Annotated in this window: 26 protein-coding genes and 2 pseudogenes; 17 read left to right on the top strand and 11 right to left on the bottom strand. The window is 31.9% G+C overall.

Going from position 1 to position 25,772, the window contains the following annotated elements:
* Positions 1–1,941 (top strand): N-6 DNA methylase, encoded by a 1,941-nt coding sequence (locus B3B03_RS09225; RefSeq protein WP_346877085.1) that lies wholly within the window; start codon positions 1–3, stop codon positions 1,939–1,941.
* A 331-nt stretch (positions 1,942–2,272) separates the two neighbouring features.
* Here B3B03_RS09225 and tnpC read toward each other — a convergent pair whose 3' ends face one another.
* The 5 genes from tnpC to B3B03_RS09200 all read right to left on the bottom strand — a co-directional run bounded on the left by tnpC (position 2,273) and on the right by B3B03_RS09200 (position 6,069).
* On the bottom strand, positions 2,273–3,472 hold the full coding sequence (gene tnpC, locus B3B03_RS09220) for an IS66 family transposase (RefSeq protein ID WP_346877196.1): 1,200 nt from the start codon (positions 3,470–3,472) through the stop codon (positions 2,273–2,275).
* Positions 3,473–3,477: 5 nt separating this feature from the next.
* The gene (locus B3B03_RS09215; protein WP_346877084.1) at positions 3,478–3,876 is read right to left on the bottom strand and encodes a transposase; all 399 of its coding nucleotides are present in this window, start codon (positions 3,874–3,876) and stop codon (positions 3,478–3,480) included.
* A gap of 97 nt (positions 3,877–3,973) precedes the next feature.
* A complete protein-coding gene (gene tnpB, locus B3B03_RS09210) occupies positions 3,974–4,324 on the bottom strand; it encodes an IS66 family insertion sequence element accessory protein TnpB (protein WP_346877083.1) in 351 nt (116 codons plus the stop codon).
* A complete protein-coding gene (locus B3B03_RS09205; protein ID WP_346877082.1) occupies positions 4,312–4,656 on the bottom strand; it encodes a hypothetical protein in 345 nt (114 codons plus the stop codon). The genes tnpB and B3B03_RS09205 overlap by 13 nt, the downstream gene beginning before the upstream one ends.
* A gap of 450 nt (positions 4,657–5,106) precedes the next feature.
* Positions 5,107–6,069 carry a hypothetical protein gene (locus tag B3B03_RS09200; protein ID WP_346877081.1) on the bottom strand — a complete coding sequence of 321 codons (963 nt, stop codon included), beginning with the start codon at positions 6,067–6,069 and terminating at the stop codon, positions 5,107–5,109.
* Between the two features lie 238 nt (positions 6,070–6,307).
* Here B3B03_RS09200 and B3B03_RS09195 point away from each other — a divergent pair, with 238 nt between their 5' ends.
* The 7 genes from B3B03_RS09195 (at position 6,308) to B3B03_RS09170 (ending at position 9,651) form a co-directional block, all read left to right on the top strand.
* Positions 6,308–7,294, top strand: a complete 987-nt coding sequence (locus B3B03_RS09195; RefSeq protein WP_346877080.1) for a DNA/RNA non-specific endonuclease — start codon at positions 6,308–6,310, stop codon at positions 7,292–7,294.
* Positions 7,295–7,641: 347 nt separating this feature from the next.
* On the top strand, positions 7,642–7,758 hold the full coding sequence (locus tag B3B03_RS09190) for a hypothetical protein (RefSeq protein ID WP_346877079.1): 117 nt from the start codon (positions 7,642–7,644) through the stop codon (positions 7,756–7,758).
* Between the two features lie 166 nt (positions 7,759–7,924).
* Entirely contained in the window at positions 7,925–8,086 is a 162-nt protein-coding gene (locus B3B03_RS09185; protein ID WP_346877195.1) for a (2Fe-2S)-binding protein, read from the top strand.
* 159 nt (positions 8,087–8,245) lie between these two features.
* Complete coding sequence (locus tag B3B03_RS18035) at positions 8,246–8,434, top strand: helicase-related protein (RefSeq protein WP_349679340.1); 189 nt, start codon at positions 8,246–8,248, stop codon at positions 8,432–8,434.
* Positions 8,435–8,620: 186 nt separating this feature from the next.
* Positions 8,621–8,944 (top strand): PadR family transcriptional regulator, encoded by a 324-nt coding sequence (locus tag B3B03_RS09180; protein WP_346877078.1) that lies wholly within the window; start codon positions 8,621–8,623, stop codon positions 8,942–8,944.
* Positions 8,944–9,291, top strand: a complete 348-nt coding sequence (locus tag B3B03_RS09175; protein ID WP_346877194.1) for a DUF1048 domain-containing protein — start codon at positions 8,944–8,946, stop codon at positions 9,289–9,291. The genes B3B03_RS09180 and B3B03_RS09175 overlap by 1 nt, the downstream gene beginning before the upstream one ends.
* A 9-nt stretch (positions 9,292–9,300) precedes the next feature.
* The gene (locus B3B03_RS09170; RefSeq protein ID WP_312061154.1) at positions 9,301–9,651 is read left to right on the top strand and encodes a DUF1048 domain-containing protein; all 351 of its coding nucleotides are present in this window, start codon (positions 9,301–9,303) and stop codon (positions 9,649–9,651) included.
* A 334-nt stretch (positions 9,652–9,985) separates the two neighbouring features.
* Here B3B03_RS09170 and B3B03_RS09165 read toward each other — a convergent pair whose 3' ends face one another.
* Entirely contained in the window at positions 9,986–10,582 is a 597-nt protein-coding gene (locus B3B03_RS09165) for a TetR/AcrR family transcriptional regulator (RefSeq protein ID WP_346877077.1), read from the bottom strand.
* 325 nt (positions 10,583–10,907) lie between these two features.
* Here B3B03_RS09165 and B3B03_RS09160 point away from each other — a divergent pair, with 325 nt between their 5' ends.
* The 3 genes from B3B03_RS09160 to B3B03_RS09150 all read left to right on the top strand — a co-directional run bounded on the left by B3B03_RS09160 (position 10,908) and on the right by B3B03_RS09150 (position 13,744).
* Positions 10,908–11,789, top strand: a complete 882-nt coding sequence (locus tag B3B03_RS09160) for an ABC transporter ATP-binding protein (RefSeq protein ID WP_346877076.1) — start codon at positions 10,908–10,910, stop codon at positions 11,787–11,789.
* Between the two features lie 22 nt (positions 11,790–11,811).
* Entirely contained in the window at positions 11,812–13,425 is a 1,614-nt protein-coding gene (locus B3B03_RS09155; protein WP_346877075.1) for a tetronasin resistance protein, read from the top strand.
* 157 nt (positions 13,426–13,582) lie between these two features.
* Positions 13,583–13,744: a hypothetical protein gene (locus tag B3B03_RS09150; protein ID WP_346877074.1), complete on the top strand. Its 162-nt coding sequence runs from the start codon at positions 13,583–13,585 to the stop codon at positions 13,742–13,744.
* Between the two features lie 168 nt (positions 13,745–13,912).
* Here B3B03_RS09150 and B3B03_RS09145 read toward each other — a convergent pair whose 3' ends face one another.
* Entirely contained in the window at positions 13,913–15,790 is a 1,878-nt protein-coding gene (locus B3B03_RS09145; RefSeq protein WP_346877073.1) for a S8 family peptidase, read from the bottom strand.
* Between the two features lie 244 nt (positions 15,791–16,034).
* Here B3B03_RS09145 and B3B03_RS09140 point away from each other — a divergent pair, with 244 nt between their 5' ends.
* On the top strand, positions 16,035–16,409 hold the full coding sequence (locus B3B03_RS09140) for a hypothetical protein (RefSeq protein ID WP_346846369.1): 375 nt from the start codon (positions 16,035–16,037) through the stop codon (positions 16,407–16,409).
* A gap of 16 nt (positions 16,410–16,425) precedes the next feature.
* Positions 16,426–17,796 carry a hypothetical protein gene (locus tag B3B03_RS09135; protein WP_346877072.1) on the top strand — a complete coding sequence of 457 codons (1,371 nt, stop codon included), beginning with the start codon at positions 16,426–16,428 and terminating at the stop codon, positions 17,794–17,796.
* Positions 17,797–18,066: 270 nt separating this feature from the next.
* Here the strand turns inward: B3B03_RS09135 and B3B03_RS09130 are convergent.
* Positions 18,067–18,558: pseudogene (locus tag B3B03_RS09130) on the bottom strand (cupin domain-containing protein); the annotation flags it as partial.
* Between the two features lie 543 nt (positions 18,559–19,101).
* Between B3B03_RS09130 and B3B03_RS09125 the strand changes: the two are divergent.
* Positions 19,102–20,316, top strand: coding sequence for an FAD-dependent oxidoreductase (locus tag B3B03_RS09125; RefSeq protein WP_346877071.1), 1,215 nt, complete (start codon positions 19,102–19,104; stop codon positions 20,314–20,316).
* Between the two features lie 75 nt (positions 20,317–20,391).
* On the opposite strand, the gene B3B03_RS09120 is transcribed toward B3B03_RS09125, so the two are convergent.
* Entirely contained in the window at positions 20,392–20,934 is a 543-nt protein-coding gene (locus B3B03_RS09120; RefSeq protein WP_346877070.1) for a nitroreductase family protein, read from the bottom strand.
* Positions 20,935–21,397: 463 nt separating this feature from the next.
* Here B3B03_RS09120 and B3B03_RS09115 point away from each other — a divergent pair.
* Together B3B03_RS09115 and B3B03_RS09110 are read left to right on the top strand one after the other, a co-directional pair.
* Positions 21,398–21,612: pseudogene (locus B3B03_RS09115) on the top strand (DUF1048 domain-containing protein); the annotation flags it as partial.
* Positions 21,592–21,936 carry a DUF1048 domain-containing protein gene (locus B3B03_RS09110; RefSeq protein WP_346877193.1) on the top strand — a complete coding sequence of 115 codons (345 nt, stop codon included), beginning with the start codon at positions 21,592–21,594 and terminating at the stop codon, positions 21,934–21,936. The pseudogene B3B03_RS09115 and the gene B3B03_RS09110, both read left to right, overlap by 21 nt.
* Before the next feature lie 496 nt (positions 21,937–22,432).
* Here B3B03_RS09110 and B3B03_RS09105 read toward each other — a convergent pair whose 3' ends face one another.
* Positions 22,433–22,933 carry a DUF4489 domain-containing protein gene (locus B3B03_RS09105; protein WP_346877069.1) on the bottom strand — a complete coding sequence of 167 codons (501 nt, stop codon included), beginning with the start codon at positions 22,931–22,933 and terminating at the stop codon, positions 22,433–22,435.
* A gap of 637 nt (positions 22,934–23,570) precedes the next feature.
* Between B3B03_RS09105 and B3B03_RS09100 the strand changes: the two genes are divergently transcribed.
* Positions 23,571–24,038 (top strand): hypothetical protein, encoded by a 468-nt coding sequence (locus B3B03_RS09100; RefSeq protein WP_346877068.1) that lies wholly within the window; start codon positions 23,571–23,573, stop codon positions 24,036–24,038.
* 218 nt (positions 24,039–24,256) lie between these two features.
* On the opposite strand, the gene B3B03_RS09095 is transcribed toward B3B03_RS09100, so the two are convergent.
* The gene (locus tag B3B03_RS09095; RefSeq protein ID WP_346877067.1) at positions 24,257–25,120 is read right to left on the bottom strand and encodes an AraC family transcriptional regulator; all 864 of its coding nucleotides are present in this window, start codon (positions 25,118–25,120) and stop codon (positions 24,257–24,259) included.
* Positions 25,121–25,772: the final 652 nt, after the last annotated feature.

Below are 25,772 nucleotides of genomic sequence, written 5' to 3'. Positions count from 1 at the left end.
ATGTTAGACAGTACAACAAGAAAAAGAATAGATGATGCGAGAGATATATTGGTAGGAAAACTACCAGATCCTAAATCACAAGTAGAGCAAATAACAGTAGCTTTAATATACAAGTTTATGAATGATATGGATAGAGAGTTTGAAGACTTAGGTGGAGAAGCTGAATTTTTTACAGGTGAATATGAAGTCTATAAATGGTCAAACATAGTAAGTAAAGAAAAGAGTGGATTTGAAAAATTAAATTTATATGCAGAAGCACTTGAAAAGTTAAGCTTAAATAATAATCTTCCAGCATTATTTAGAAATATATTTAAAAACGTATTTCTTCCATATAGAGACCCTGAAACCTTTAATCTTTTTATGAAGGAAATAAATGGATTTAATTATGAACATAGTGAAGATTTAGGTGATGCTTTTGAATATTTATTGTCAATAATGAGTTCTCAAGGAGATGCAGGTCAATTTAGAACTCCAAGGCATATTATAGATTTTATTGTAGATGTAGTACAACCCAAAAAGAATGAAAGTATACTTGACCCTGCATGTGGAACGGCTGGATTTTTAATTTCTGCGTATAAGCATATTATTAAAGAGAATGAAGAAAAGGGGTTAACACCAGATGAGAAGGCAAAACTTACAGAAAATATTGTAGGTTATGATATTTCACCAGATATGGTTAGATTATCACTTGTAAATTTATATTTACATCTTTTTCCTAACCCTAAAATATATGAATATGATACATTAACTAACGATACAAGATGGAACGATACTTTTGATGTAATACTTGCAAATCCACCATTTATGACACCTAAAGGTGGAATAAGACCACATGATAAGTTTTCTATATCAGCCAAGCGTTCAGAGGTACTATTTGTAGATTATATAATGGAACATTTAAATATTACTGGTAGAGCAGGGGTAATAGTTCCTGAAGGAATAGTATTTCAAACCGCTAATGCGTATAAAAATCTTAGAAAAAATTTAGTTGAAAATAATTACCTATGGGCAGTAGTATCACTTCCAGCAGGAGTATTTAATCCATATTCAGGTGTTAAAACTAGCATTCTTCTTATGGATAAAGAAATTGCTAAGAAAACAGATAATATTTTGTTTGTAAAAATAGATAATGATGGATATGACTTAGGAGCACAAAGAAAACAAGTAACAGGTAGTGATATGCCAAAAGTTTTAGATTTTTTGAATGAGTATAAGCAGAATATATATATGGGTGAAACAATTAAATTTAATGAAGAAGATTATGAGTTTGCAGTATTATCCAGTAAATGTGATATAAAGGCACAAGATTATATACTGGTTGGAGAAAGGTATAGGGACAAAGAAGTTTATCTTAATGCAAAGTATCCGATGGTAGAACTACAAGAGGTATGTAAATTTATAAGGGGACCATTTGGAGGTAGCTTGAAAAAGGAAATATTTGTAGAAGAAGGGTATTTGGTTTATGAACAATATCATGCTATAAATGATGATTACTCATTTGGAAGATACTTTATAGATGAAAATAAATTTCAAGAAATGAGACGATTTGAAGTTGAAACTGGAGATATATTGATAAGCTGCTCAGGGACAATGGGAAAGGTATCAATTATTCCTAAAAAACATAAAAAAGGTATTATAAATCAAGCTCTATTAAAGCTAACTCCATCAAATAAGGTGTTGGGAAAGTATGTTAAAATATATTTACAAAGTCCAATAATACAAAATAAATATTTTAGGAATCAAGTTGGAGCGGCAATACAAAATGTAGCCTCAGTGGCTACTCTAAAGAGGATGCTTATTCCACTTCCACCACTTTCAATTCAAGAGCAGATTGTGGAAGAGATAGAACTGAAAGAGAAAAGAATAAGTGAATTAATGAAAGAAATTGAGCAAATAAAAAATGACATTCAAGATAATGTTGCTGAAGTTTTGGGTGAATAACAATGACAAAGAAATGAAATATGATATTAGAGATTGGGATTCACAACATAAGAAGATGAGAAATGGAATCACTTTGTCAGTTTAAGAAATAAAGAAACTTAAAGAAATACTTAATAGCATGGATTTGTAATTATTTTAAAACACTAGGTACAATAGTATCTGGTGTTTTATTTTGCCTAAAAATATTTAGTAAGGTTGTTTTTGGGAGTATAATTGTAAGCGTCAAAAAATAGATGTCTTGTATCTTGATTTCAATGATTATATAATTAACCACAGTAAGGACATTTATATGGACCTACTGTGGTTTTTATACTTAGTTATTTTCAACTTTTTAAATTTTAACATCCTCTGGAAGGTCTGCCGACCAAGGCATAAGCTCATAAAATTGCTCTTTAGACTGCACATCTGATTTTGAGAGCATATCAAATAAATATGTTAGGTATTTTTCAACTATTAGGTTGTTAGCTTTAGCTGTTTCTATTATGCTATAGATCATGGCGCTAGCCTTCGCTCCTTTAGATGATGTAGAAAACAACCAATTTTTTCGGCCTACTACAAAAGGTTTTATAGCTCTCTCCGAGGCATTATTATCTATATCTAGTATCCCGTCTTCTAGAACTGTTTTAATATCTGGCAATAACTTTCTAGCATACTCTAGAGCTTCGCCTAAAGCACTTTTAGGTAGTGCCTCTTTAATTTCTCTGTTTACATATTTTTCGAATTCATCAAGAAGCGGAGCTGTCTTTTCAAGTCTTATTTCATATCTCTTTTCATAAAAGGTTTCATCATCGCCATATTGCTCTTTTATATCTTTTTCTACTTTATAAATTTTCTCACATAAATTAAACCCTATTATTGCTCTTGATTTTTTTAGGGCTTCTTCATCTAAATTTATTATGATTTCATGGAATTTTCTTCTTATGTGTGCTAGGCAGTAGAGTCTTTTAATATTTTCTACACTATTATACCCAGCATAGCCATCAGTCTGGAGATATCCAGAAAACCCACTAAGAAAATCTCTAGGACAAGAACTAGATCTAGTTTTTTGATAGTCATATATTATGATTGGACGAACATTACCTCCAGTTTTATATAACCACATATATTTCTTAGACTTAGATTCCTTGCCATTATCTTCAATAACCTGAAGAGTAGTTTCATCAGCCTGGACATAAGGAGACTTCAATAGCTCTTCTTTCATTATTTCAATTATAGGTGTTACTGCATCGGCTGCGCCTATAACCCAATTGGAAAGAGTCTGCCTTGAAAGATTCGCACCAAGCATTTTGAAATAAGTTTCGAGTCTATATAGGGGCATGGCATGTTGGTACTTCATATTTATAACATGAGCTACTAGCTCATTAGAGGCCATACTCTTATATAAAATACCTTCATAGCCCTTAGTTGTCTCTATACTGGCTTCGCCTGAAGCTGCTTCGCAAGCTTTACAAGCGTAGCTGTAAGTAACATGCTCCTCTATATAAAGTTTAGCTGGAACATATTTTAATACTTCTTTAGTCTTTTTACCAATAACCTCTAGTTCACTATTACATTCACTGCAGATAGCTTATGTTCAATTACTACTCTTTCTAAATTAGCTAAGTTATATTTCTTGCCCGTATTTTTAGATGGCTTTGATCTTTGATAAACTACTTCCTCTATTGTAGGTTCTTCTATTTTAGAGTTACTATTCTTTTCAGCCTCATCAAAAATAGATATTTGGTTAGAATCCACCTGTTCACTAGACTGACCAAATATCTTTCTATTTTTATTTAGAATTTGTCCTTGAAGATAAGCTAATTGATTCTTTAAATCATTTATTTCTTTATCTTTAGATTTTATTTCAGAAGCCTTTTCTTCAAGTTGCTTTTCCATATTTATAATTAATTCTTTTGTAGCTTCATCAAGCTGATTCTCCAAGTTTAAGCTATCCATTTTTTTAACCTCATTAGTTCGATTTATTTATCTACATTATACCACAAAACCCTTGGTTTATAAAGGGTTTGAGGTGTTTTTATATAGATTTTTCACACTAAAAAGAGTTCTTTGCTGTTATAGGTTTAAACTTTGAAGTAGTTCTAATTTCATATCCTTTAAGAAGCCAGTTTAATTCATTTTTATTAATTTTAAGTGCATCTTCTTTTGTCGTAGGCCACTTTAGTCTATTATTTTCTAATCTAAAATAATATAACCAGAAGCCTTCGTCAAAATGAAGTATCTTCAACCTATTCATCTGCCTATTACAAAATACAAATAGTGCTTTTTCAAAAGGATCTAGCTTAAGCTCTGTCTCTACGAGTAGTACTAATCCATCAATACTTTTTCTGAGATCAGTAGTTCCACAGGCTAGATATACTGTGTTAACATTATTTAAATTAAACATGATGACTCTAGTTCCTTAATTATACTTGATAGTAACTTTACATCATGAGATGGAATCAATATTCTAGCTTTTCCTATTTCAATCTTAATCTGAGTATAATCCTTCGGATATTTGTGCGGAGCACTTATGTTATTGTCATCCTTTGTTGTTGAGATAGCATTAAATACTGTTCTTTTAGAACAAAGATCTTTTTCCTTTTTTCTATGATAATACAATTTACGCCTATCAATACTATATTCTTTACAAAAATCTGAGACAGTACCACTGTATGTAGATAGTTTTTCTAGTGCTTCATTCCAGTATGTTGTCTGCTCCTCCGATAATCTTGACATAAATATACCAACCTTTCTTTTTAAATTGATAACTCAATTTTAACAAAGGTTGGTATTCATATACTAGGCGGGAATTCTTTTACGCTTACGATTAGACTAAGCATTATTCCAATAGAAATCAAGGATACGGTATCAATATATTTAACAGTAGATGACACACCCTGGATACTCTAAAGTGCATATATGAAGGCTCTGCTGTTAATCAAAGTGATAAAATTTGGAGAGAATTTATATTTTCATATAATAAATAGTTTCCTATTAAACTAGTTATATATGTTAATAGGAAACTATATAACTATATAACTAGTTAACTAGTTGTTGTGGCATCAAGGGTTTCAGAGATTTTGTTATTTTAAAAGAGGTGAAAGTAACCAATGATATTCTATCACTGTAATTTTTAGCAGAGCCTAAAAATAATACGATCACCACAAGATATAGACACACCCCAAATTAATTATTAACTATAAACTCCACAGCCTTTAAAGTTTTTTCATCTAAATCTTCTGGGTACCAGTGTCCAATTCCTTTATTAATATGGTATTCATGAGCAAGTCCAACTTCCTTAAATAATTTTAAAAGATGCTGAACAACTGGGTCAGTGTCCTGATCCCCTTCAAGAATAACTATTTTTGTTTTTCTTTCTGCTAATTTCTTTGTATCTTCAAGTCCGATGATATCTAAGTAATCACCAGGGCATAATGCAATAACTCCTTTTATTGGAATAGTGTTATGAAAAGCCATATCAATAGAGGTAGTTGAACCACCCGAGAAACCTCCCAATAATACACAAGTTTCATCAATGGAATAGTCTAATAATAATTGTTCATAGCAATCTTTCAGTTCTTTTCTTGATAGAGTGGGATCAGTAAGCCAGCCAAAGCTGTTATGGAAATACATTTGTGATGATTGAGGATATACAACTATGTATCCTTTTTCTAAAAGTGCATCAGGCTTCCAATACCAGCTAGTATTTTTTATGTTGCAATGAAATCCATCACCATGTAGACAAAAGAATAATGGATATTTTTTTGTTGGATCATAAGATTTTGGAAGGTGAACTTCGTATTCTAGTTTAGAATTTTCTTTAGCTTGGTGAAGTAGCTTTGTATTTAAATTATTAAGAGACTCATATTCAGGGTGGTTTCTTAATAAATCAAAGTTTGGCCAGTGTAAGGGAAATGGATAACCTTTTTCAAGTGATTTTTTTATAAGATTAATACAGCTCTCGCTATTATTGGTTTGAGTATATACCCTAGATTCATCGATTATAAGTTCAAATAGATTTTCTTCATATTCATCCTTTGGTAAAAGTTCATTTGCATGAAGGAGTATATTTAAAACTTCATCATACTTTTTTTCAGAGAAGAGTATTGAATAGTATTCTTCAAATTCATAAAAATTTCTATAATTCATAGAGATCTCCTTTAATTAATATTTATTTAAAATATTGCCAATAGGTTAATTATAACAGATAAGGGATTACAGGTATATGGAAAGGTTGGTTATAAGTGTAACATATTCATAAGTTATGCAGTTTATGTAGATAAATAGAGATAACCTTAACATAAAAAAACTAATGTAAGTAGCTTTATCCATGCCTGGATGGTAAAATAATAGAGAACTGAAGATGATTAGGGGGAATTTTTAAGAAATGAAGAAATTTTTGTCAAGCTTAATTGGAATAGTATTTGCTGTTTTAATTTTTGGCATGACCATGATGCCAAAAGATACAAAAAATCAACAAAATATTGCAAGTAATAAAATTGAAGCTAAAGAAGAGAAGAAGATTGAAGATAGTTCAGTGGATGAATCAACTGAAGCAGATAAGGAAACTGCAAGTAATTTAAAGGAAGAATCAAAAAAAGAAACTTCAACTGTTATCACAGAAGATATATTTTCAGGATATAAGCTGATAGTAGTTGATGGTGGAAATCTATCTGGACACAGAGAACCTAATGTTGTAGTTGACATAGGATTTGGAGATAGAGAATATTATGCTTTTACCAATGAATACGGTCAGCTAGTTAAGGTAATAGCAAAGGAGATAATCTTACAAGATGATTCAACAGAGCCTGTTAATTCAAGTGGAAGATATTATCAAGATGAAGCGAAAGTGCCAGGAGTTGAAAGTAGGACCTTGGATGAGGGACATGTTATAGCTGATTCACTTGGTGGAGTTTCTAATGCATACAATATAACTCCTCAGAATAGTATCCTTAATAGGCATGGTGACCAAGCTTATATGGAAAAGGTTATTCGAGATGCTGGAGGTTGTACAGAGTTTGTTGCAATAATAACTTATCCAAATACAACTACACAGATACCAAGTCACTACAGCTACACTTATACAATTAATGGCAATGTAATTAATGATGAATTTGATAATGTGAATCCTGATGAATATAATGCAAGTTTAGAAACAAATACTTCAACTAACAGCTCAAATTCTAGTAATAATACAAATACTACTATCAATAATTCAGGTAGTACAAGCAGTCCAGGGAAAGTATATTGGACACCTAACGGAAATAGCTATCATACTACAAAGAGTTGTTCTACTTTATCTAGAAGTAAAACTATTTTAGAGGGAACAATACAAGAAAGTGGAAAGAATGACCCATGCGATAGATGTCATTAGTTTTATGTTATCAATTTGTATAAGCAGAGTTTAATAATTTGAATAATAACCAAATAACAAACAAACCATAGCTAGTCCGTATGTTCTACGGGTTAGCTATGGTTCTTTTTATGGAAGTAAATCTATTATTTGGTACGATGATGGACATTTTATTCCACCTCAAGAAGCCTATCCCTACATAGACGAACTTTTTGAAATTTATAAATCTATTTTTTAGATGGTGAGTTATATGAGAATTCAACTTGTCAGAAAAACCGACTAGTTTCAACTAATGAGAGGGAATATAATAAGTTTTTAGTCAGTGGGCAACTTCTGTACTTAAGGATTTTTCAATTCATAGTTACGTTATGAATAAGGAAAGGTTAAAGAATGGAACGCTTTTAAATGAAGGCTATTTTGATCATTTGCTTAAAGAAATTAGAGAAATTGGAGCAGGTGAAAGAAAATTAAAACACTTTTTATAGGAGTTAAATATATAAATGTTGAATGCACGAAAAAATTAGCAGATGCTATGAAAGTAAAACTAAATACATATGAAGACTTTAAAGCAGAGTGAGATAAACTTTAGACCAGATATTTTTCTAAAATAAATGCCTCTGGCGTCAGAACAGTGGAGTGTTCTTATAGAAGATTTATCTTTTTTGTGAAGGGTGCAAAAGTGAGCTTGAGCAAATTCTTTCTTCTGTTTGTGGATGCAAGGGTGTTTCACTTAAAACTGTAGTTGGTGCTGTTAAAAATGGTGCTAATACTGTAGAAAAAGTTGGTGAAATTACAGGAACAGGTACGGGATAAGGTTGCGTAAGATGTAAGGTACTTATTGCAAATATAATTGAACTTGGTAGACAAGTTAAATTTAATAATGGGTAGCTAGAAGTTGTTCGTTGATTAGTTAAAGAAAATTGACGAACAATTTTTTTATTAGAATACCTAATTACAATAAATGAATAACCTATTACTAGCCATGTTATTAACCTAGATATACCTAAAAATCTTAGCGATTATTTACATAGAGCTGGAAGAGTAGGAGAAACAGGGGAAGTATTTTCTTTAGTCGATAGTAGAGAAGAAAATACGATAAGATGCATGAAAAGAGTTTTAAAATTAACATTAAAGAAAAACATCTTTATAAAGGAAATATAGAAGAATAATATAACCTTTGTATGAGCCTGTCGCAGACAGCCAAATTAAAAATTAATAATTTAAAACTCCTGTGGGAGTTTTTCTTTATAGGCTATTATATTGACACCAATACTACTGCGTGATACTATATACTAGTAATAAGTAGTACTGAATACTGGTCATACAGAATAGCAAGGAGGAGTTACAGTGGAGAATCTTACAGAAATGCTCAAAGGTGTGCTGGAAGGCTGTGTTCTTGAAATCATCAGACACAAGGAAACCTACGGGTACGAGATCACGCGGCGACTGAACGCCCTCGGTTTTTCGGACATTGTGGATGGGACGGTATATACCATCTTGGTGCGGCTTGAGAAAAACGGATTAGTGGAAATTACGAAAAAGCCATCCGATATGGGGCCGCCGCGAAAGTTTTTCGCACTCAACGACGCGGGGCGCAAGGAACTACAGAAGTTCTGGGAAAAATGGGAGTTTGTATCATTGAAAATTAATGAATTAAAGGAGGGGAAATGATGAATTTTTGGGAGAAAATTACGGGAAGCGATATAACTAAGGAATTGAAAACTTTTGAATTGCGAGCCCAAAAGCTACCGGATGACTATCAAACAGCATGGGAAAAAATTAATGCTAATCTTTGGACACACTCAGATTTCACAGGTCGCAACCTCATGACAATTCTTGACGGTGTGCTTGGCCTGCTCGAAGAAACTGCTGCAGACGGTCAGAGTGTACAAGAGGTTTTGGGTGACGATATCAAAGGCTTCTGTTCAGCGCTGGTCGGCGAAGAAGGGGCAAAGTCTTTTCGTGACAAGTGGCGCAAGCAACTCAACAATAATATCGCTAAAAAATTAGGTAAATAGGAGGATACAATGAGAATACAAGATATCATTGAAGGCAAAAAAGAGTGGCGAGCGCACGTGGCGCGTGTCAAAGTGCTCCCAAAAGATTATCAGATTGTTTATAAAGAGATTCAAAAATATCTCTTTAAGGTTGGTCCTGTTGAACTAACCAACGGTATAGGTTTGCTCTCGGGGATTATCGATCTTTTTGAAGAGGGAGCAGTCTTGGGGAAAGGCGTACTCGAAGTGACGGGTAGTGACATAGCAGCTTTTTGTGACGAGCTAATCAAAGATTCAAAAACTTACGCTGACATCTATCAAGAATCTGTTGATCAAGAAGTTAACAAGGCCATGAAAAAGGTTACGGATAAAACAAAGTAAAAGGGAGATATCTGGATTGAAAACTTCCAATTATTTTGTCCCAGGTGCAGTTACTCACCTATAGGGTTAGATTACACAAAAGGTTATTATGTCAATAACCTTTTGTGTAATTGTATAGATATTATGTTCTCACGCACGTGGAGTGTGTAGTGTTAATGTTAAGAAATTAAAGTGCGAAAAGCTATAAAACACTATGTCCTATAAGATATGAAAAATAAAAGTAAATCTGTTCACCCCCAATATACCCTGGATATACGTTCATGGGAACTATCGGGGGTAAAAGTTTAAGTGAAAAATGGGCTTAGTATTATCTTCAGGTGTTTTGGCTATAATTCTATTTACTTGGTGCAATACCTTTAATTAACAATTCTGTCCATTGGGCCGTATAAGGGAGAATCTTTGGGTAGATGTGAGGACTTGAGATACCTTCAACAAGGGCTTGAAAATAAGTCAAAAGAAATTCATCTGAATATTTCAGATCAACCTTACCTTCTTTACGTCCACGGTGGAATAAATCCAGCATGATACTGTAGCTTTCTTTGACATATTGTTGCATCATCAAGGATAAACCGTCGTCCCCCTTTTTGGTTACAAAATCCATCAAATCCAAATAGAACTGCTTGTTGATTTTTTCTAAATAATTAATTTTGTTCTGACTCATGGCAATGAGTGTTTCTTCGAAAGGATTATTTTCCGCCATAATTTCTCTGGCTGTATTTCCTATCTTATCTAAAAAATGCCTAAAAACCTCGTGGATAAGATTTTCTTTACTACCAAAATACTTAAAAATTGAAGTTTTACCCACATTGGCGTTTTTAGCAATCTCATCCATAGTTAAATTTTCTATGCCGGTGTAGTTGCTCATCAAATCAAGAGTTGCTTCTAAAACTTGATTTTTTTTATGCTGTGTCCTTTTCTCATAACCATTCATTCAATAACCTTCTTTCTATCGAGTATGACTAAACAATATTTAAAAAGCTTATGATTATCGTTTTCTTTTTATATTATATAGTAAAAGTTTTGGATTATCAAATGAATAATAGTCCAAAATGTAGTGGTTTTTATTGACATAGCGGATAAAAAGATCTATAATGGAACTTATAAATGAACTTTAGTTTAAAACATAGTTAAAAAATATAGTATATGGACTTTTATTGACAATATAGTTCATATTATGCTCTGTATTTTGAACTTTGGTTTAAACCGGAAAGCACGTTATAAGACTATTTCAAAATATTCTAAGAAGGAGTTTTATTATGAAAGAAATTGTAAAAGTGCAAGGGTTGCAGAAAAGATTCGGTAAATTTAAAGCATTGCATGATGTGAACTTCACGGTAAATGGAGGGGAAGTTGTAGGGTTTATTGGGCCAAATGGCGCGGGTAAATCAACAACGCTTCGTATTTTACTGGGAATTATAAAACGTGATGCTGGGGATGTGAAAATCTTTGCTAAAGATGTTTGGAAGGATAGCCTTGAGATTCATAAGCGCATTTCATATGTTCCGGGAGATGTGGCTCTTTGGGGCAGCTTAACAGGTGGAGAAATTATTGATTTATTTATAAACCTACATGGCGGTGGGGATAAGAATAAACGTGACTATTTGATTAAGCGTTTTGAATTAGATCCTAAGAAAAAGGCAAAAGGCTATTCAAAAGGGAATCGACAAAAAGTCGGATTGATTGCGGCATTGTCAGTGGACTCCGATTTGTATATTCTTGATGAACCTACTTCTGGTCTTGATCCTTTGATGGAAGCCGTTTTCCAAGAGGAAATTGAAAAAATTAAGCATGCAGGAAAAGCAATTTTACTATCCTCACATATTTTAAGTGAAGTAGAACGTTTAGCAGACAAGGTGGTAATTATACGTCAAGGAAAAGTCGTTGAGACTGGGACATTGGATGAATTGCGTCACTTGACTCGTTCTACGGTTACTTTGATGACGGAAGGGAATGTGGCTGAGATGGCATCAGTTAAAGGTGTTCATGACTTCAAGCAAAAAGGTACCCAAGCTACCTTCTCTGCAGATAATGAATATATCAATGATATTTTGTCAAAAGCATCAAAATTAGGTGTTAAGAAGTTTGAATCTGTGCCACCTACCCTTGAAGACTTATTCATGCGTCATTACGAAGTCTAGAGTCGGAACGGAGGAAATTATTATGAATGAAAAATTTGCGCGTTGGGGTGTATTATTTAAGCTATATCTGAAACATGATTGGAAAAAAATTATTGTCTGGATTTTGGGTCTGGGCTTATTTTCAGGTGGTTTTGTTCAAGCTTTCGAAGAAATCGGTAAGGGGCAAGGTTTGATGGGAATGTATGAAACCCTCAAAAATCCTGCCATGATTTCCATGGTTGGTCCGACACCAGTAAAGTCGGCAGCGGATTATACGTTAGGAGCTATGTATGCCCATGAAATGTTGTTATTCTGTGGTTTGTTTGCGATGATTATGGCTGCTTTACATGTTGTCAGCCATACTCGTAAGGAAGAAGATCATGGGCTTACTGAACTAGTACGCTCCTTCCAGGTAGGTCGTCAAGCCAATTCTTTTGCTGTGATTACCGAAATAGTACTTATCAATGTTTTATTAGCAATTTTTATTAGCGTGGTTATGACTAGCTTTGGTGCAGATACGATTACTGCCAAAGGATCATTCTTGTTTGGTGCATCGATAGGGATGGCTGGTATCATTGGTGGGGTTGTTGCATTAGTTATGGCACAAATTATGCCAATCTCTTCCGGTGCAACCGGTTCGTCTCTTGGAATTCTTGGATTACTCTATATTTTACGTGCTGGTACCGATGTGTCAAATGTTGATCTCTCAATGTTTAATCCTATGGGATGGACTTATCTGACATATCCTTTTACTAAAAACAATTGGGTTCCTCTGATTCTTGCAGTAGTCTTTTGTATCATTGCAGTGATCGTTGCTTTTGTCCTTGAAGGCGGACGTGATATGGGAGCTGGTTACTTACCTGTAAGAGAGGGACGGGAGTCAGCGAAAAAATCATTGCTGTCTGTACCTGGTTTGTACATCAAGATTAACAAAGGTGTAATGATTAGCTGGTTAGTTGCTTTCGTAATCATGGGGGCAGCCTACGGTTCGATTTATGGAGATATGCAAACCTTTCTAAGCAGCAATGAAGTGATGAAGCAAATGTTTACTCTAGCAGATGTTTCGTTAGAAGAATCATTTACTGGGACCATTATGATGGTAATGATTGGATTGGTTTCTGTTTTACCAATAGCCATTGTTAATAAACTTTACTCGGAAGAAGTAAGACTACATTTGAGTCAGCTTTATGCTACAAAAGTGACTCGTGCTCAGCTCTATTGGGTAAGTGTCATTTTGGCAGTGGTTACTGGAGTAGTTGGGATTTTGCTGGCTGCAGGCAGTCTTGGTGGTACAGCAATTTTTACAATGGGAGATGGCTCAACTATGAATTTGCAACAATTTATAATCGCAGGGTATAACTTTCTGCCTTCTGTTTTGTTCTTTATCGGGCTTGCAGCTTTGGTTTTAGGTTGGGTACCAAAACTAGGTAAAGCTATTTATGTGTATCTTGGCTATTCGTTTGCACTAAACTACTTTGGCGGAATATTAAATTTACCGAAATGGTTTTCAAAAACAGCCGTGCAAAGTTGGATTCCACGAATGCCGGTAGATCAGTTTGATGGAGTAATCTTTATTACTATGACTTTGATTAGTATTGCATTGATGATATTAGGGTATATTGGATATCACACACGGGATATGGTTGAAGGAGCTTAACACTTAATGTTGTTCTGAATACTCTCAAAAAAATAAAATGATAATTGCGTAATGGTATCAATCAGTATAACCTCATACCCCCTACACCTTATGGGGTATATCTTTATACAAAATCAATATTAATGCGTATTAGTATCATATTTCTATCAAAACACATGTGGAAACTTATGAAGTAGTTAATCATAAGAAGGCAAATGGATATGTGAAAACATATATTTCAGAAAATAGGCCTCTAGATGAAAGTATTGTAAAAGATATACATGCAATTTTGATAGAGAATACTATTGTTGGAGAAAGAGCAATTAGTTACTTGCATTAAATTAATAAGAGAGTAAGTGTTTAAAAGATGATTTAATGTAAGTTTGGTTGAGTAGACTGAGATAGAAGTTGTAATTGAATAGATATTAAGGTTTGACCGCTAACTGAGTAATTTAATATTCTTAGTTAGCGGTCTTTTTAGCTTTATAAGATCCAGTGGTTTCAACGCTTACTCTATAATGTCTATATAATCATCTATTCTTACAGATAATTCTTTAGGCATTCTTATATAAAAATCAGATGGCAGGTTATTGTCGTTTTGAGTATTTAGTGCATCATAAGGTCTAATTAATGGAGAAGATCTAAGGTTTTCGAAAGAGCCTTGAAGATTTAATATGCCATAGCCCCATTGTGGATTAGGATATATATCACCAGACCTTTTACTAGTACCCCTTGTGAAATAAGAAATAGCTGTAGGGCCATATATGTTAGGGTCATTTCCAAGGATGATTCCCCATTCTAGCAGAAGAAGTGTGGCTCCGCACAGTACAGCACCAGCTACAGAGCCGCCGGAAAGTAAGATAGTTTCATTATTTAGTCCTGTAGTTAAAGCCATAACTCCACCTGTAGTTAAGTTAGGTTTTACTCTATTATCCGCAGTAAAGCCTCGACCTGATTCTGCAGCTATAGTATTATTATTTTGATTATAGAAAGAGGTAGTTATAGATTTTTGGGCATTAGCTGGTGCTTGAAGTGTGATGTATGGGTTAGGATTTATTACTCTAGTAGTTAATTGTATAAGTGGTCTTTGAGGCAACCACAGATTATATACTCCATTAACTATATAATCTCCTTTAAGTCTTAATTGCCAAAGTCCAGCTTTGGCATTTTTAATAGTTATATATATAGATTCATTTCCACTAGCAAATTCAGGGTTAAAAAAAGCGATGTTAATTATACTATTTTCAAGAATTAAATTAACTTGCTCAAACTTACTAGAAACAAGTCCAGATTGTATAGGCTTTGCAATCTCACCACTAGGAGAAATTATTTCAATAGATATTACATCAGGTCTTTGAACCCAGAACATGAGAACTAAATTATTTTCATTAGAACCTACAATAATCTCCAAGTTTTGAATTGTATTACTTTTTAGAAATCTACCATAACCATGTGTTAAGCTAGCTCCTTGATTACCAGTGTTAGTTACGAAGATAAGTCCCTTTCTTGTTGAAAAAAAGTTAATATCTTCTTCTATGGATGTAATACCTTCATGTCCACCCCAATTTGTTCCTGCAGAGATCAGAATACTCATAGGTTTTGTCGAAGGTGATGGATTGTAATTTATTACAAACCTCATTGCAATATAAATATCAATACCTTCAAAAATCGGTGTGCTTCTTCTATCATTGATTCCCGCTAATTTAAGATTACTAGTTTTAAATTCCTTAAGTTTTACAATTAAAAATTCACATTCAGGAGCACTGCCTATAACATTATTTAACCCTCTCGCACCAACTAAACCAGCTACATTTGTACCATGTCCTAACTCATCTCTTGAAGGAACTATATCATAAGGATTCCCACCTTGATTTGATACTTGAATAGCTCTATTAATTTCATTTTGGCTATAAACAGTGCCAAAAAATGCTATAGGGTCATCATTATTATTACTTTCAATAGTTTGATCCCATATACCTATAATTCTTGTAGTTCCATCAGGGTTTTGAAATTGAGGATTTAAATAATCTATACCCGTATCTATAATTGCAGCTACTGTACCTTTCCCTGTAAGATTTAAATAGGTTTCTCCGTGAAATTGGGTTATATTAGCAGCTTCTACTGGTTCTATAGCTGACAAGGTGTAAGGAAAACTAAAATCTATGTTAAGTATATTATTAAATCTATTTATGAAGTCAGTATAATTAGCAGTTCTCACAGAAGCAATGTAGGCACCCTCAGATACTTTAACAGCGCATACGTATTCTAGTTCTTTAACCAGGGTATTAAAGTCTCCTGTATACTTAATGAATAAAGTTACATAATCTTCGCTAATGTAGGCCTCTCTACACAGATTAATTTCTCTGGATGTACTTAGAGTATTCATTTATAAAATTACAACTCCCCCAAATATCTATCTATTCATATTATTCAATGAGACTTAAAGTAGTTACAAATTAAATAAATATAGAGTTAATATAAGATTATTGAATAAAAATTTAACTATAGCAGAAGATAGTAATGCTACACTCATGGGTTATAAAAATATAAGGAAGTAACAAGATATATTTTTATGTAGTATAGACCTTTAAAACTAAATTTTATAAAGAGATATAAGGAGGTATTTTTAAATGACAGATCATACAGGACACGTTAAGGTTGAAAACAAATGGGGGACTCCTATCGCATCAATTTTTTTAAGACATAGGAGAGGTAATGAAGAAAGTAAGGAAGAATCTACTACTTTTATTAACATACCTAATAATGAAAAGACTGAAAATATGGACTTTACATATACAACCGGAGCTGCTTCTCCATTTGATTATTGGTGGATTAAATTTGTTACCTCAGCAGGAGTTACATTTACATGCAAGGATAACTTCTATTGCTCTGTTGATAGTGATGATAATGGTTATGTTACTATAAAATTAAATGGTGATGATGAACAAATGTATGTTAACTTCTCACATTCAAGTGGATGCAAGTGTTCTTTAAAAAAGGAATAAAGGGTGTGGAAACTCAATGAAAATAAATTCAGATATAAAAGAAAAAGAATCTACTTTATCAAGTAATATATCCGCTGTAACAGTAGAGGATGTGGTTAGATGTTGTTTCAGTTCTCCACCTAGCTATGATATTTATAGTGGTGCGCCACACTTTATTTATGTGAACGGAGATTTTAATGATATCACTTTTCATTATAATGCTTATCAAAAAGCTCATAATGATATGTATTCTATAAGTAATTGTTATGATGAGGCTGCTTACCTTCAGTGTAATTTGAAGCAATATGGTTATAACTCAAAATATTGTTTTATGAATCCTTTTGGATATATAAATGAAACAAATTTAAAAGGAAGAGGAATGTGTAATAATCCGTTTTATGGGAGTACTGGTGATGCTAAAATTCTAAATTCTAATGACCCTAGGAGAACATCCTTTGGAAATCATGCTTTTTGCTATATAGAATCAAGCAAAAACATAGGAGATTGCTGTGCTGGTCCACATACTGGAAATGAAGATGCTAATAAATATATTCTAAAGTCAATTGATCAAACAAAAGCACATGGAGATACAAGAAATATAACCTATTATGATGGTGTAAAAAGATTAGGCTACAATACGGGAATAGATGAGATTACTGATTTACAGTTTACTAGAGAGTTTTCAGAAAAAATAGGATATGTTCATAAGGGAAATAATGAAATGTTAGATAAATTTGTTGTTTGTGAATGGCCTAATCCATGTGAGTATCCATACTTAAAGGAACAAAATTGGAAATTGGATTATGAAGACTTGTTACCTGGATTAGATGAGGTAGTTAAGCTATGGAAAATAAGTAATGACAAAGAAAACATAATGGTTAGAGTTTTTGTTTCAAGTAAAGATAATAATATATCTTTAAATAGATTTCTATCATTAGGTTCAGTTACAGAATTATGTGAAAATCCTTTTGAAAAAGGACCAGAATTTTTAGGACAATATTCTGCTATGTTTAAAACTAAATATTACTCTACATATTTATGGGTAGTTAATAATGTTGTATTTGATGTTAGAGCTTATAACTTAACATGGGATGTTGAAGAATTTCTTAAATGGTTAATGTCACTTGCATTAAATAATATAAAGGATAGCATTGATGAATATAGGCCTATTGTGGACACATTAGATATATCAAATATAAGTGAAAAGAATTTTATAGATGACAATCTAAATGACCATATATTGAAATACTTTATTGTAAAAGATAAAACATTGATGATGGCACATAAAGAAGAAAAATCTATAGAAATTGTTGAAGATAAGAACTTAGATAATGAAGTTCTATATATAGCTGTTAATGAAAAAACATTACTAGCTAATGGTAAAAATATTTCTATGAAGATGAATTAATATTTTACTACTTAGTTATTTCAATAGAAATATTGGTTAAATAAGATAATTTAAGTTAAATGCGATAGCTCAATAAAAATGAGTTACCGCATTTTGTTTATATATGGTTTTATGCCTACTTTTAAGTATCCAAGTTTTGAAAAACTTTGCCAGTTTACTTATATAAGCAAGCAGGTTTTCCCATTGTGCAAGTATACTGAGAAAGCTCACTTAAGATAAATTTCTGATTAGCCTAAGGTTTCTTTGTCTCTCTTTAAGGGAGTTATTGTTTTACTTTTCAGCAGCGTCTGCATCAGCTTTAGTTATATGAACTGTATCACGTGGATGCTGAGGTGGAGCATAAATAGAGTACAATTTAATTGGTGTATTACCTGTATTGATTAGATTATGCCATTTACCAGCTGGTATGATGAAGGCAAAATCATCATAGACCTCTTTTTGAAAATCTAAGTTATCTTTTCTGTCGCCCATTTTAACAAGTCCTTCACCTTCTTCAATACGTATGAATTGATCAAGATTAGGGTGAATCTCTAAACCTATTTCTCCTCCAATAGGGATACTCATCAAGGTAAGTTGCAAATGAGTTCCAGTCCATAAAGCAGTACGAAAAGTATCATTTTGCTTAGTAGCCTCATCAATATTTACTACAAAGGGTTCTGGTCCATAATCCTTCAATTCAATAAAACTATTAGTATATTCAGATCTTAAAAAATTAAATCTTGATTCATAATCAATTTCATCAGTATAAGGGATATATTCATTAGGATACATATTTTTATTCCTTTCATAGAACTATAACATTATAGTATTCTCCAAGTTTGGAAAATGTGCTTGATTCACAGGAATACTATGCAACAAGGTCATAGCACTAAAATTAGAAAGTTCATGAATTTCTGATTATGTATATTTTCTATTAGTTGTATTTTTTTTCTTGTCATAATTTACTTCTCATTAATATATCTCTTGTACGAGAATATCGTTACTTTTTCTCTACTACAACTATTTTACTATCTGAGGAGAGTATACTTTGATTAACAAATTTTAAAACTAAATTTGTCATATATGCTTAGTATTTCTTGGATATAAGCATAAACTTTAGGAAATAATAAGGCTACAAAGTATGAATGGTTAAGAAAGGATTGTAGTATGTCTAATAAAATACGTTATTTTATAGTTAGTTATATGAATTATTCATGTTTCTGAAAATATAGAGATATTAAAAAAATTAGAAGATTATTTACGAAAAAATGAGGAGTGGATTAAAAAATATCAATTAAAATTATATGTAAGAGATAGGTGGTTATTATGAATACACAATATGTCCAAGGAGATTGTATATTTACAAGAATTAACAAAACGATAAAACAGTATGAGTATTTAACAGAGGATATAGAGACAGAAGTAATAATAATAGGTGGAGGAGTCACAGGGGCAATTTTAGGATACTATTTTAGTAAAAGTAATATTAATTGTGTTATTTTAGAGAAATCAAGAATAGGTCACGGCAGTACTAGTATAACAACCTCATTACTTGAATATGAGCTTGATAGTAATGCTATGGAGCTAAAGGCATATACGAGTATGGAGAATATAATAAAATCATATAAGTTAGGACTAAAGGCATTGGATGAAATTCAAGAGTTTATAGATAGATATGGTAATAGGTGTGATTATAAAAGAGTAGATAGTTTTTTATATACAGCTAAGAAATTAGAAAAGAAGGAGATGGAAGAAGAGTATTATATTAGAAAAGAGGCTGGATTACCCGTAGAATTTATTGATGAAGATAATAATCCTTTTTTATTTGATGTAAAGGCAGGTGTATTAGGTAAAGGTGGAGGAGCTGTATTTGATCCCTATAAATTTACTCATCATCTAATTGAGGTCAGTTGTAAAGAGGGATTAAGAGCATATGAAAACACAGAGGTTATAGATGCTAAATATAGTAATGATAGTGTTACCGTAGAAACTGTATACGGTTATAAAGTTAAAGGGAAAATTGTTATTATAGCTACAGGGTATAATACAGAACTTTTCACTAAAAGGACATTTGGAACTAAGACTACTACATTTAATATTGCAACTAGGCCAATAGATAACATTGAGGAAATTTATAAAGACATAGTTATTAGAGATAACAGAGTTCCTTATAATTACTTTAGAACAACTAGAGATAACAGGTTAATAATTGGAGGAGAGGATATAAACTTTATACCAGATATATATAATGAAAAGTTATGTAGTAAAAGTTATGAAATATTAGAACAAAGACTAAAAAGCTTATTTCCAAACTTAAATATAGATATAGAATATAAATATTGTGGAGCATTTGCATCTACTCAAGATAATTTGGGTTTTATAGGTGAAGAGCCTACTAATTCTAAATTATGGTATTGTTTGGGTTATGGGGCGAATGGAATATTATTTGCTATGCTAGGTGGAATGATGTTAAGTAAATTATATTCTGGAGAAGTAGATAAAGATCTGAACCTGTTTAAAGTAGATAGATTTGAACATTAAAATTTGTGCAACCCTATTGATGCAGAACTTGTAATAGGCGTTGCACAAACTATTTCTATGAAAGAAAAGAATGTATTATTGCCTGTTTGTATTATTCCAGCTGTTGTAATAAATATGTTGTGAGATATCCTTTGGCGGATAATGTTCATCATCTTCATTGGTTTCACCAATTGGAGTCATTGCAACTACTTTGAATTTTTCAGGAATATCTAAAATCTTACGCACTGCTTCTTCCTCGAAAGAACCTACCCAGCAAGTTCCATAACCTTCATTTGTTGCTGCCAATACCAGATGTTCCATAGCAATACCGCAATCCAACATAAAATATGATTTATTATCAACATCACCACTTTCCGATGGGTCTGCAACTATAACAGCAATGATTGGCGCTTGTTTAAGTGCATTTGATGTTTTGTCAGTTTTGTTTATAATTGTATTGGAGATTTGCTCTCTTAAATTTTGTTCATTGATAAAAATAAATCGATAACAAGTTTTATTTTTCCATGAAGGTGCCATTAAAGCAGCATTGATAATTTTATCTAACTTTTCTGTGGGTATAGGAGTTGACTTGTAGCTCTTATTGCTTGTTCTGTTTTCAATTACTTTATAAAAGTCCATTATTATTCACCTTCCTTATTACAATAATTTTAAATTTACAAAATGATAATCTAAAGCTCGAATTTATGAAAAGAGCCGTCCTTATGTATTTTAGTATGTGTGAATATGTACTTTTTATACTTTAAGTAAAACTATAAATAATAAAAGAACTACAGATAGTATTTAGGTCATTGAAAAAAATGGTATAACTTATGTAGCTAAAATTATAATATGTTGATAAATAATGCTAGGCAGAATTGTCCTTAGCAGTTAGATTAGAAATTTTAGACGCTGATATAAATTTAAGATGGAATTTATCTTAGTACTATTTTAAATCTCACTCGTAAAAATAAACACAAAAAATAAAATATCATATTGACACTACTACTGTGTGATACTACATAGTAGTAGTAAGTAATACAAAATATCAGTAATACTAGATAGTCAAGAGGTGATTTATTTGGAAAATATTACGGGAAACAATATGACTAAAGAAATGAAAATTTTTGAATCGAGAGCTAAAAAGCTACCGGCTAATTATCAAGAGGCATGGGAAAAAATAAGGTTAATCTTTGGCAACACTCGGATTTCACTGGTCGCAACCTAATGCCAATTCTTGACGGTGTGCTTGGCCTGCTCGAAGAAACGGATGTGGACGGTCGGAGTGTAAAAGATGTTCTGGGTGACGACATCAAAGGCAAAAAAGAGTGGCGGGTGCACGTAGCGCGTGTTAAAGCGCTACCGAAAGATTTTCAGATTGTTTATAAAGAGATTCAAAAATATCTTTTTAAGGTTGGACCTGTTGAGTTAACCGACGGGATAGATTTACTCTCCGGGATTATTGATCTTTTTGAAGAGGGTGTGGCCTTTGGGAAAGGCATCATCGAAGTGACGGGCAGTGACGTAGCGGCTTTCTGCGACAATTTAATCAAAGATTCAAAAACCTACGCTGACATCTATAAAGAATCTGTTGACCAAGAAGTTAACAAGGTCATGAAAAAGGTTACGGATAAAACAAAGTAAAAGAGAGATATGGGTTACCCTTGCTTGATGTATAGCGATAATAGTTGTATTTTATATCTTTGCCATGAGAATATATATAAAATTATAATTTAACTTTGTATTAAGTATAGTTCTTACTCATAGGGATAGATTAATCTAAAAGAGTATTATATTAATAACCTTTTGTATAATTGTATAAGAATAATGTGGTAACACATGTTGAAAGTGTTGTTAAGCTGACTATACAAATTACGAATTAAAGTTGTTTTAATATTAATAAAAATATGATTTGCCACCATAAGTTTTGTATGAAATGTATATAGATTATTTTAGATGTAGGGAATTTGATGAGATATTTAAGATTATGACTAAAAATGCAGGTCAGATTCAATACGTAAGTATATTATCTAGCCTGCAAGTGATCATGTAAATTATACACATAAGATATAAAAAGGAAACTTCATGTAATAGATTTAATAGATTAAAGAAATTTATTTAAGTTCTAATTTACATTTAGTTAACAGTCTTGTTTTGGATTATCTACAGTAACGGATGATAGTCTTGCAGCGAAAACGCCAATATTACCTGTAATAGCACCTTCATCACCTTCACCGACTGTAACTATTACAGTATAGGTGCAACATTCATTTAAACATGAATCGCAATCACATAAAAAGAATGTGAACGTCCTAGCAATAAGAGATGGCGTCGCTACTGTAAAAGAAAATGGTCCTCCTATTGGGAGTGGCTGTTGATTATCACAGAATTTAAATAATTGAAATATTAAGGTTCCGGAAAAACCTACTCCAATTAGATTGCTTGTAAATTCAAGTTTTGTACATGGATTACAGAATTTAGAAGTATCTATGGTGAGAGTAGCAACAGTAGCGGTAGTTCCTACTAGTGAGCCAGGTAGTACTACTTGACCAGGTTCGCCGCATTTTAAATCAACTGGACATTGGGAGTCACAGTTACAACTTTGAGTATAATTTAAATCAACTTCTGACATTGGATTCATAGATTATTTCCTCCTAGTATATTGAAAAATATTAATAATACAACTTAGAATTAATGTGAATTTTTTAAGAGTAGGCTGATTTAGTATTTATTAGAAAATTCTTATAATACAGGATATCAAATAAATGAATAATAGTGATTATTTTTTATGAATATTTGCTTTTAGTAAGCGAATTGAGGTAAATATGTTCTTTGAAAATTAAATAGTACAGTCTAAGAGGATTTTTTATGGAGGTATATAAATATGCAAAAGTAGTGAGTATTTTCGAAGGAAAATAATATAACCTGCGGCGCTTGTAAAGATTGTTAGGGGCAAGCTCTTGATACTTGTTACGATTTATTCCAAAATGTAAGCTCTTGTTTTATAGTTAAGTTTCATAATTTATTTTAGTTAATAAGTCTTCATTATAAGATAATATTACTTACTAAATTCATATTTTAAAGATGCAATTTATATTATCTTAAAAATATCACATAGTCAATAGATATTTAGAAGAAATGTGAAATATAACCAATGTTGAAGCTGATAAATTCATGGAGTAGTTCAGCATACTTTTATCATTTGAAATTAAATTACTTAATCTATATAATCGCTCTTATAATGAATCAAGGCAAAATACAGGGGGTATTAAACAATTATGAAAAATGATTTTACAAGAGTATTATTAGAAAATTGTTTAAATATAGAGGATTTAGATATTAATCTTAATAAGCTAAACTTTCAGTTTTTATCAAAGCCTTTATTGATAGGTGGAAAAGCTAAGGAATATTATAAGATAAGAGAATCAGGTAAAGACATTGATTTTGTCATAATACAAGAAGATTATGAATTACTATCATTTAAGTATCCTAATAATGTAAAGGAAATATACGATGACGTTGGAGTTTGTAAATATGAATTTGAAATGTGGAAAAGTATTTTATTGTTTGATTATAAGTTTCTTTCAGAGGACACAATTGAAAAAGATGAATTTTTAATAATATCATTTGAAAAATTAATGGTTTTAAACGTTTTAGGAATGAGACAACCTAAATACTTAAAGGATTTAAAATTAATAAGAGATAGGATGGCTGAAATAAATACTTTATTGCATGACTTCTATTGATAATAAAACTAATTTTATTAGGCCATGATTTCATAATTAACGTACATTGTTATTTGATAGTAAAAAGGCTTACTTTTATTTGTAAGCCTTTTTAAGAAGAATAATATTTTTTACAAACATCCATGCAAGGGATTCAAAAGAATCCGATGGGTAACATATCAAATACCCTGAATGTAATAGGGGCTAGGTAACAGGATAGATGTTTAATATTTTAGTTTTTATCTCTTGCGAACAGGAATCCAAACTTCACTATAAGCATAATCTTTTTTGTCTTTATCCATTTTAGTAAAAGAAAATGTAGGGGCATTAATTACTTCATAATCGGATGATAGAAGCCATTCAGAGTATACTTTTGCCATTGTATTTTGTAGAGTCGATGGAAATGGACCTTCGTTTGGGAAGATTGCCCAAGTATATGCATCTACAGGCACTTTTTCTAATTGATCACTCACTTGATTTGTAGTTGTTAAAACACCTATCAAGTGAGTTAAATCTCCTTCTTCTCTTAAGAAATTAGCGTCAGCCTCATAAGAAGCATTGACTATTTCATAGGGCTCAATGTTTTGAAGAGAATGCATTTCTTTCCTTTGTTCTTCAGTGATGCTTTGTGCAAGCTTCACAATTTCATTATTAACACCTTCAAACTGCATAGGGACTCTTTTGCTTACACCTACTAAATTAAATGCGGGTTTGTCTTCAATTTTAAATTCCATATTAATTCCTCCTTTAACTGTTATAACAAATGAAAGTTTAGGAAAAGTTTTAATGATACCATTTTTAATAACTTCTGAGGGTAAAAAACCACACCATTTTTTAAAGGCTCGAGTAAAACCATCCATTGATTGATAACCGTATTTTAAAGCAACATCAGTAACTTTTTCTCCATGTAATAAATTCATACTAGCTTCAGATAATTTTCGATTTTTAATATATTCACTAAGCGTTATATCTGAAAGATAAAAGAATATTTTCCTAAAATGAAAATCAGAAACACCAGCATAAATAGAAATTATTTCAAGAGATAGGTCATCAGTTAAATGATCTTCAATATAATCAATTACCTTATTTAAATCTTTTAACATTATCTTCTCCCCTTCCATATCTACATAATATCAAAGCTGCTTTTTTCATGCTCGACTTTTTTTACATAAAAAATATCGAATTGGACCTATATCAATAACTAAGACATAAATCATGCACTATCATAAGGGTTGACTTTACTGATAAAGGAATGAATAAATTTTTCTCTGCTATCATTTGTTGAAATTGACTATAAATATATTGATTCCCAAGATCACTGAGAAGTATTATACATTTGTATTAGGTACAGCATATGTATGAATCAAGTAACTTTATATCCAATCAGCCCCTTGTCATCGGCATAAATCATGGCTTACTATTAGTTAAAAACCATTTACCAAATATTACCTTTATATAAAAATTGTATTGACATTGGAAAAATAATGAATTAATATTTTACTATAGCTTAATTTAATATGAAGTCGAAGGGAGTGTTATTATGACAGCAGTATTTGAGGTGGTTTTGAACTAATTAAATATAGAGCAAAAGGTTTTTAAAAATGGATGAAGATGCCATTTATTTGTGTTGCCTTTTGCTAATGTTATGAGTATAACCGTTCGGCCTAAATAATTTTGGTTGTCAACGCGATGCAGGTTATCGTGTTTTTTTATGCCTATATATTTATTATCCCGCAGGAGGTCTATTCTCTTTGC

The sequence above is a fragment of the Clostridium sp. UBA5712 genome, from assembly GCF_002419845.1.
Classification (GTDB): domain Bacteria; phylum Bacillota; class Clostridia; order Clostridiales; family Clostridiaceae; genus Clostridium_J; species Clostridium_J sulfidigenes.
The sequence above is the reverse complement of the archived record's forward strand: the minus strand, read 5'-3'. Positions and strand labels throughout refer to the sequence as shown.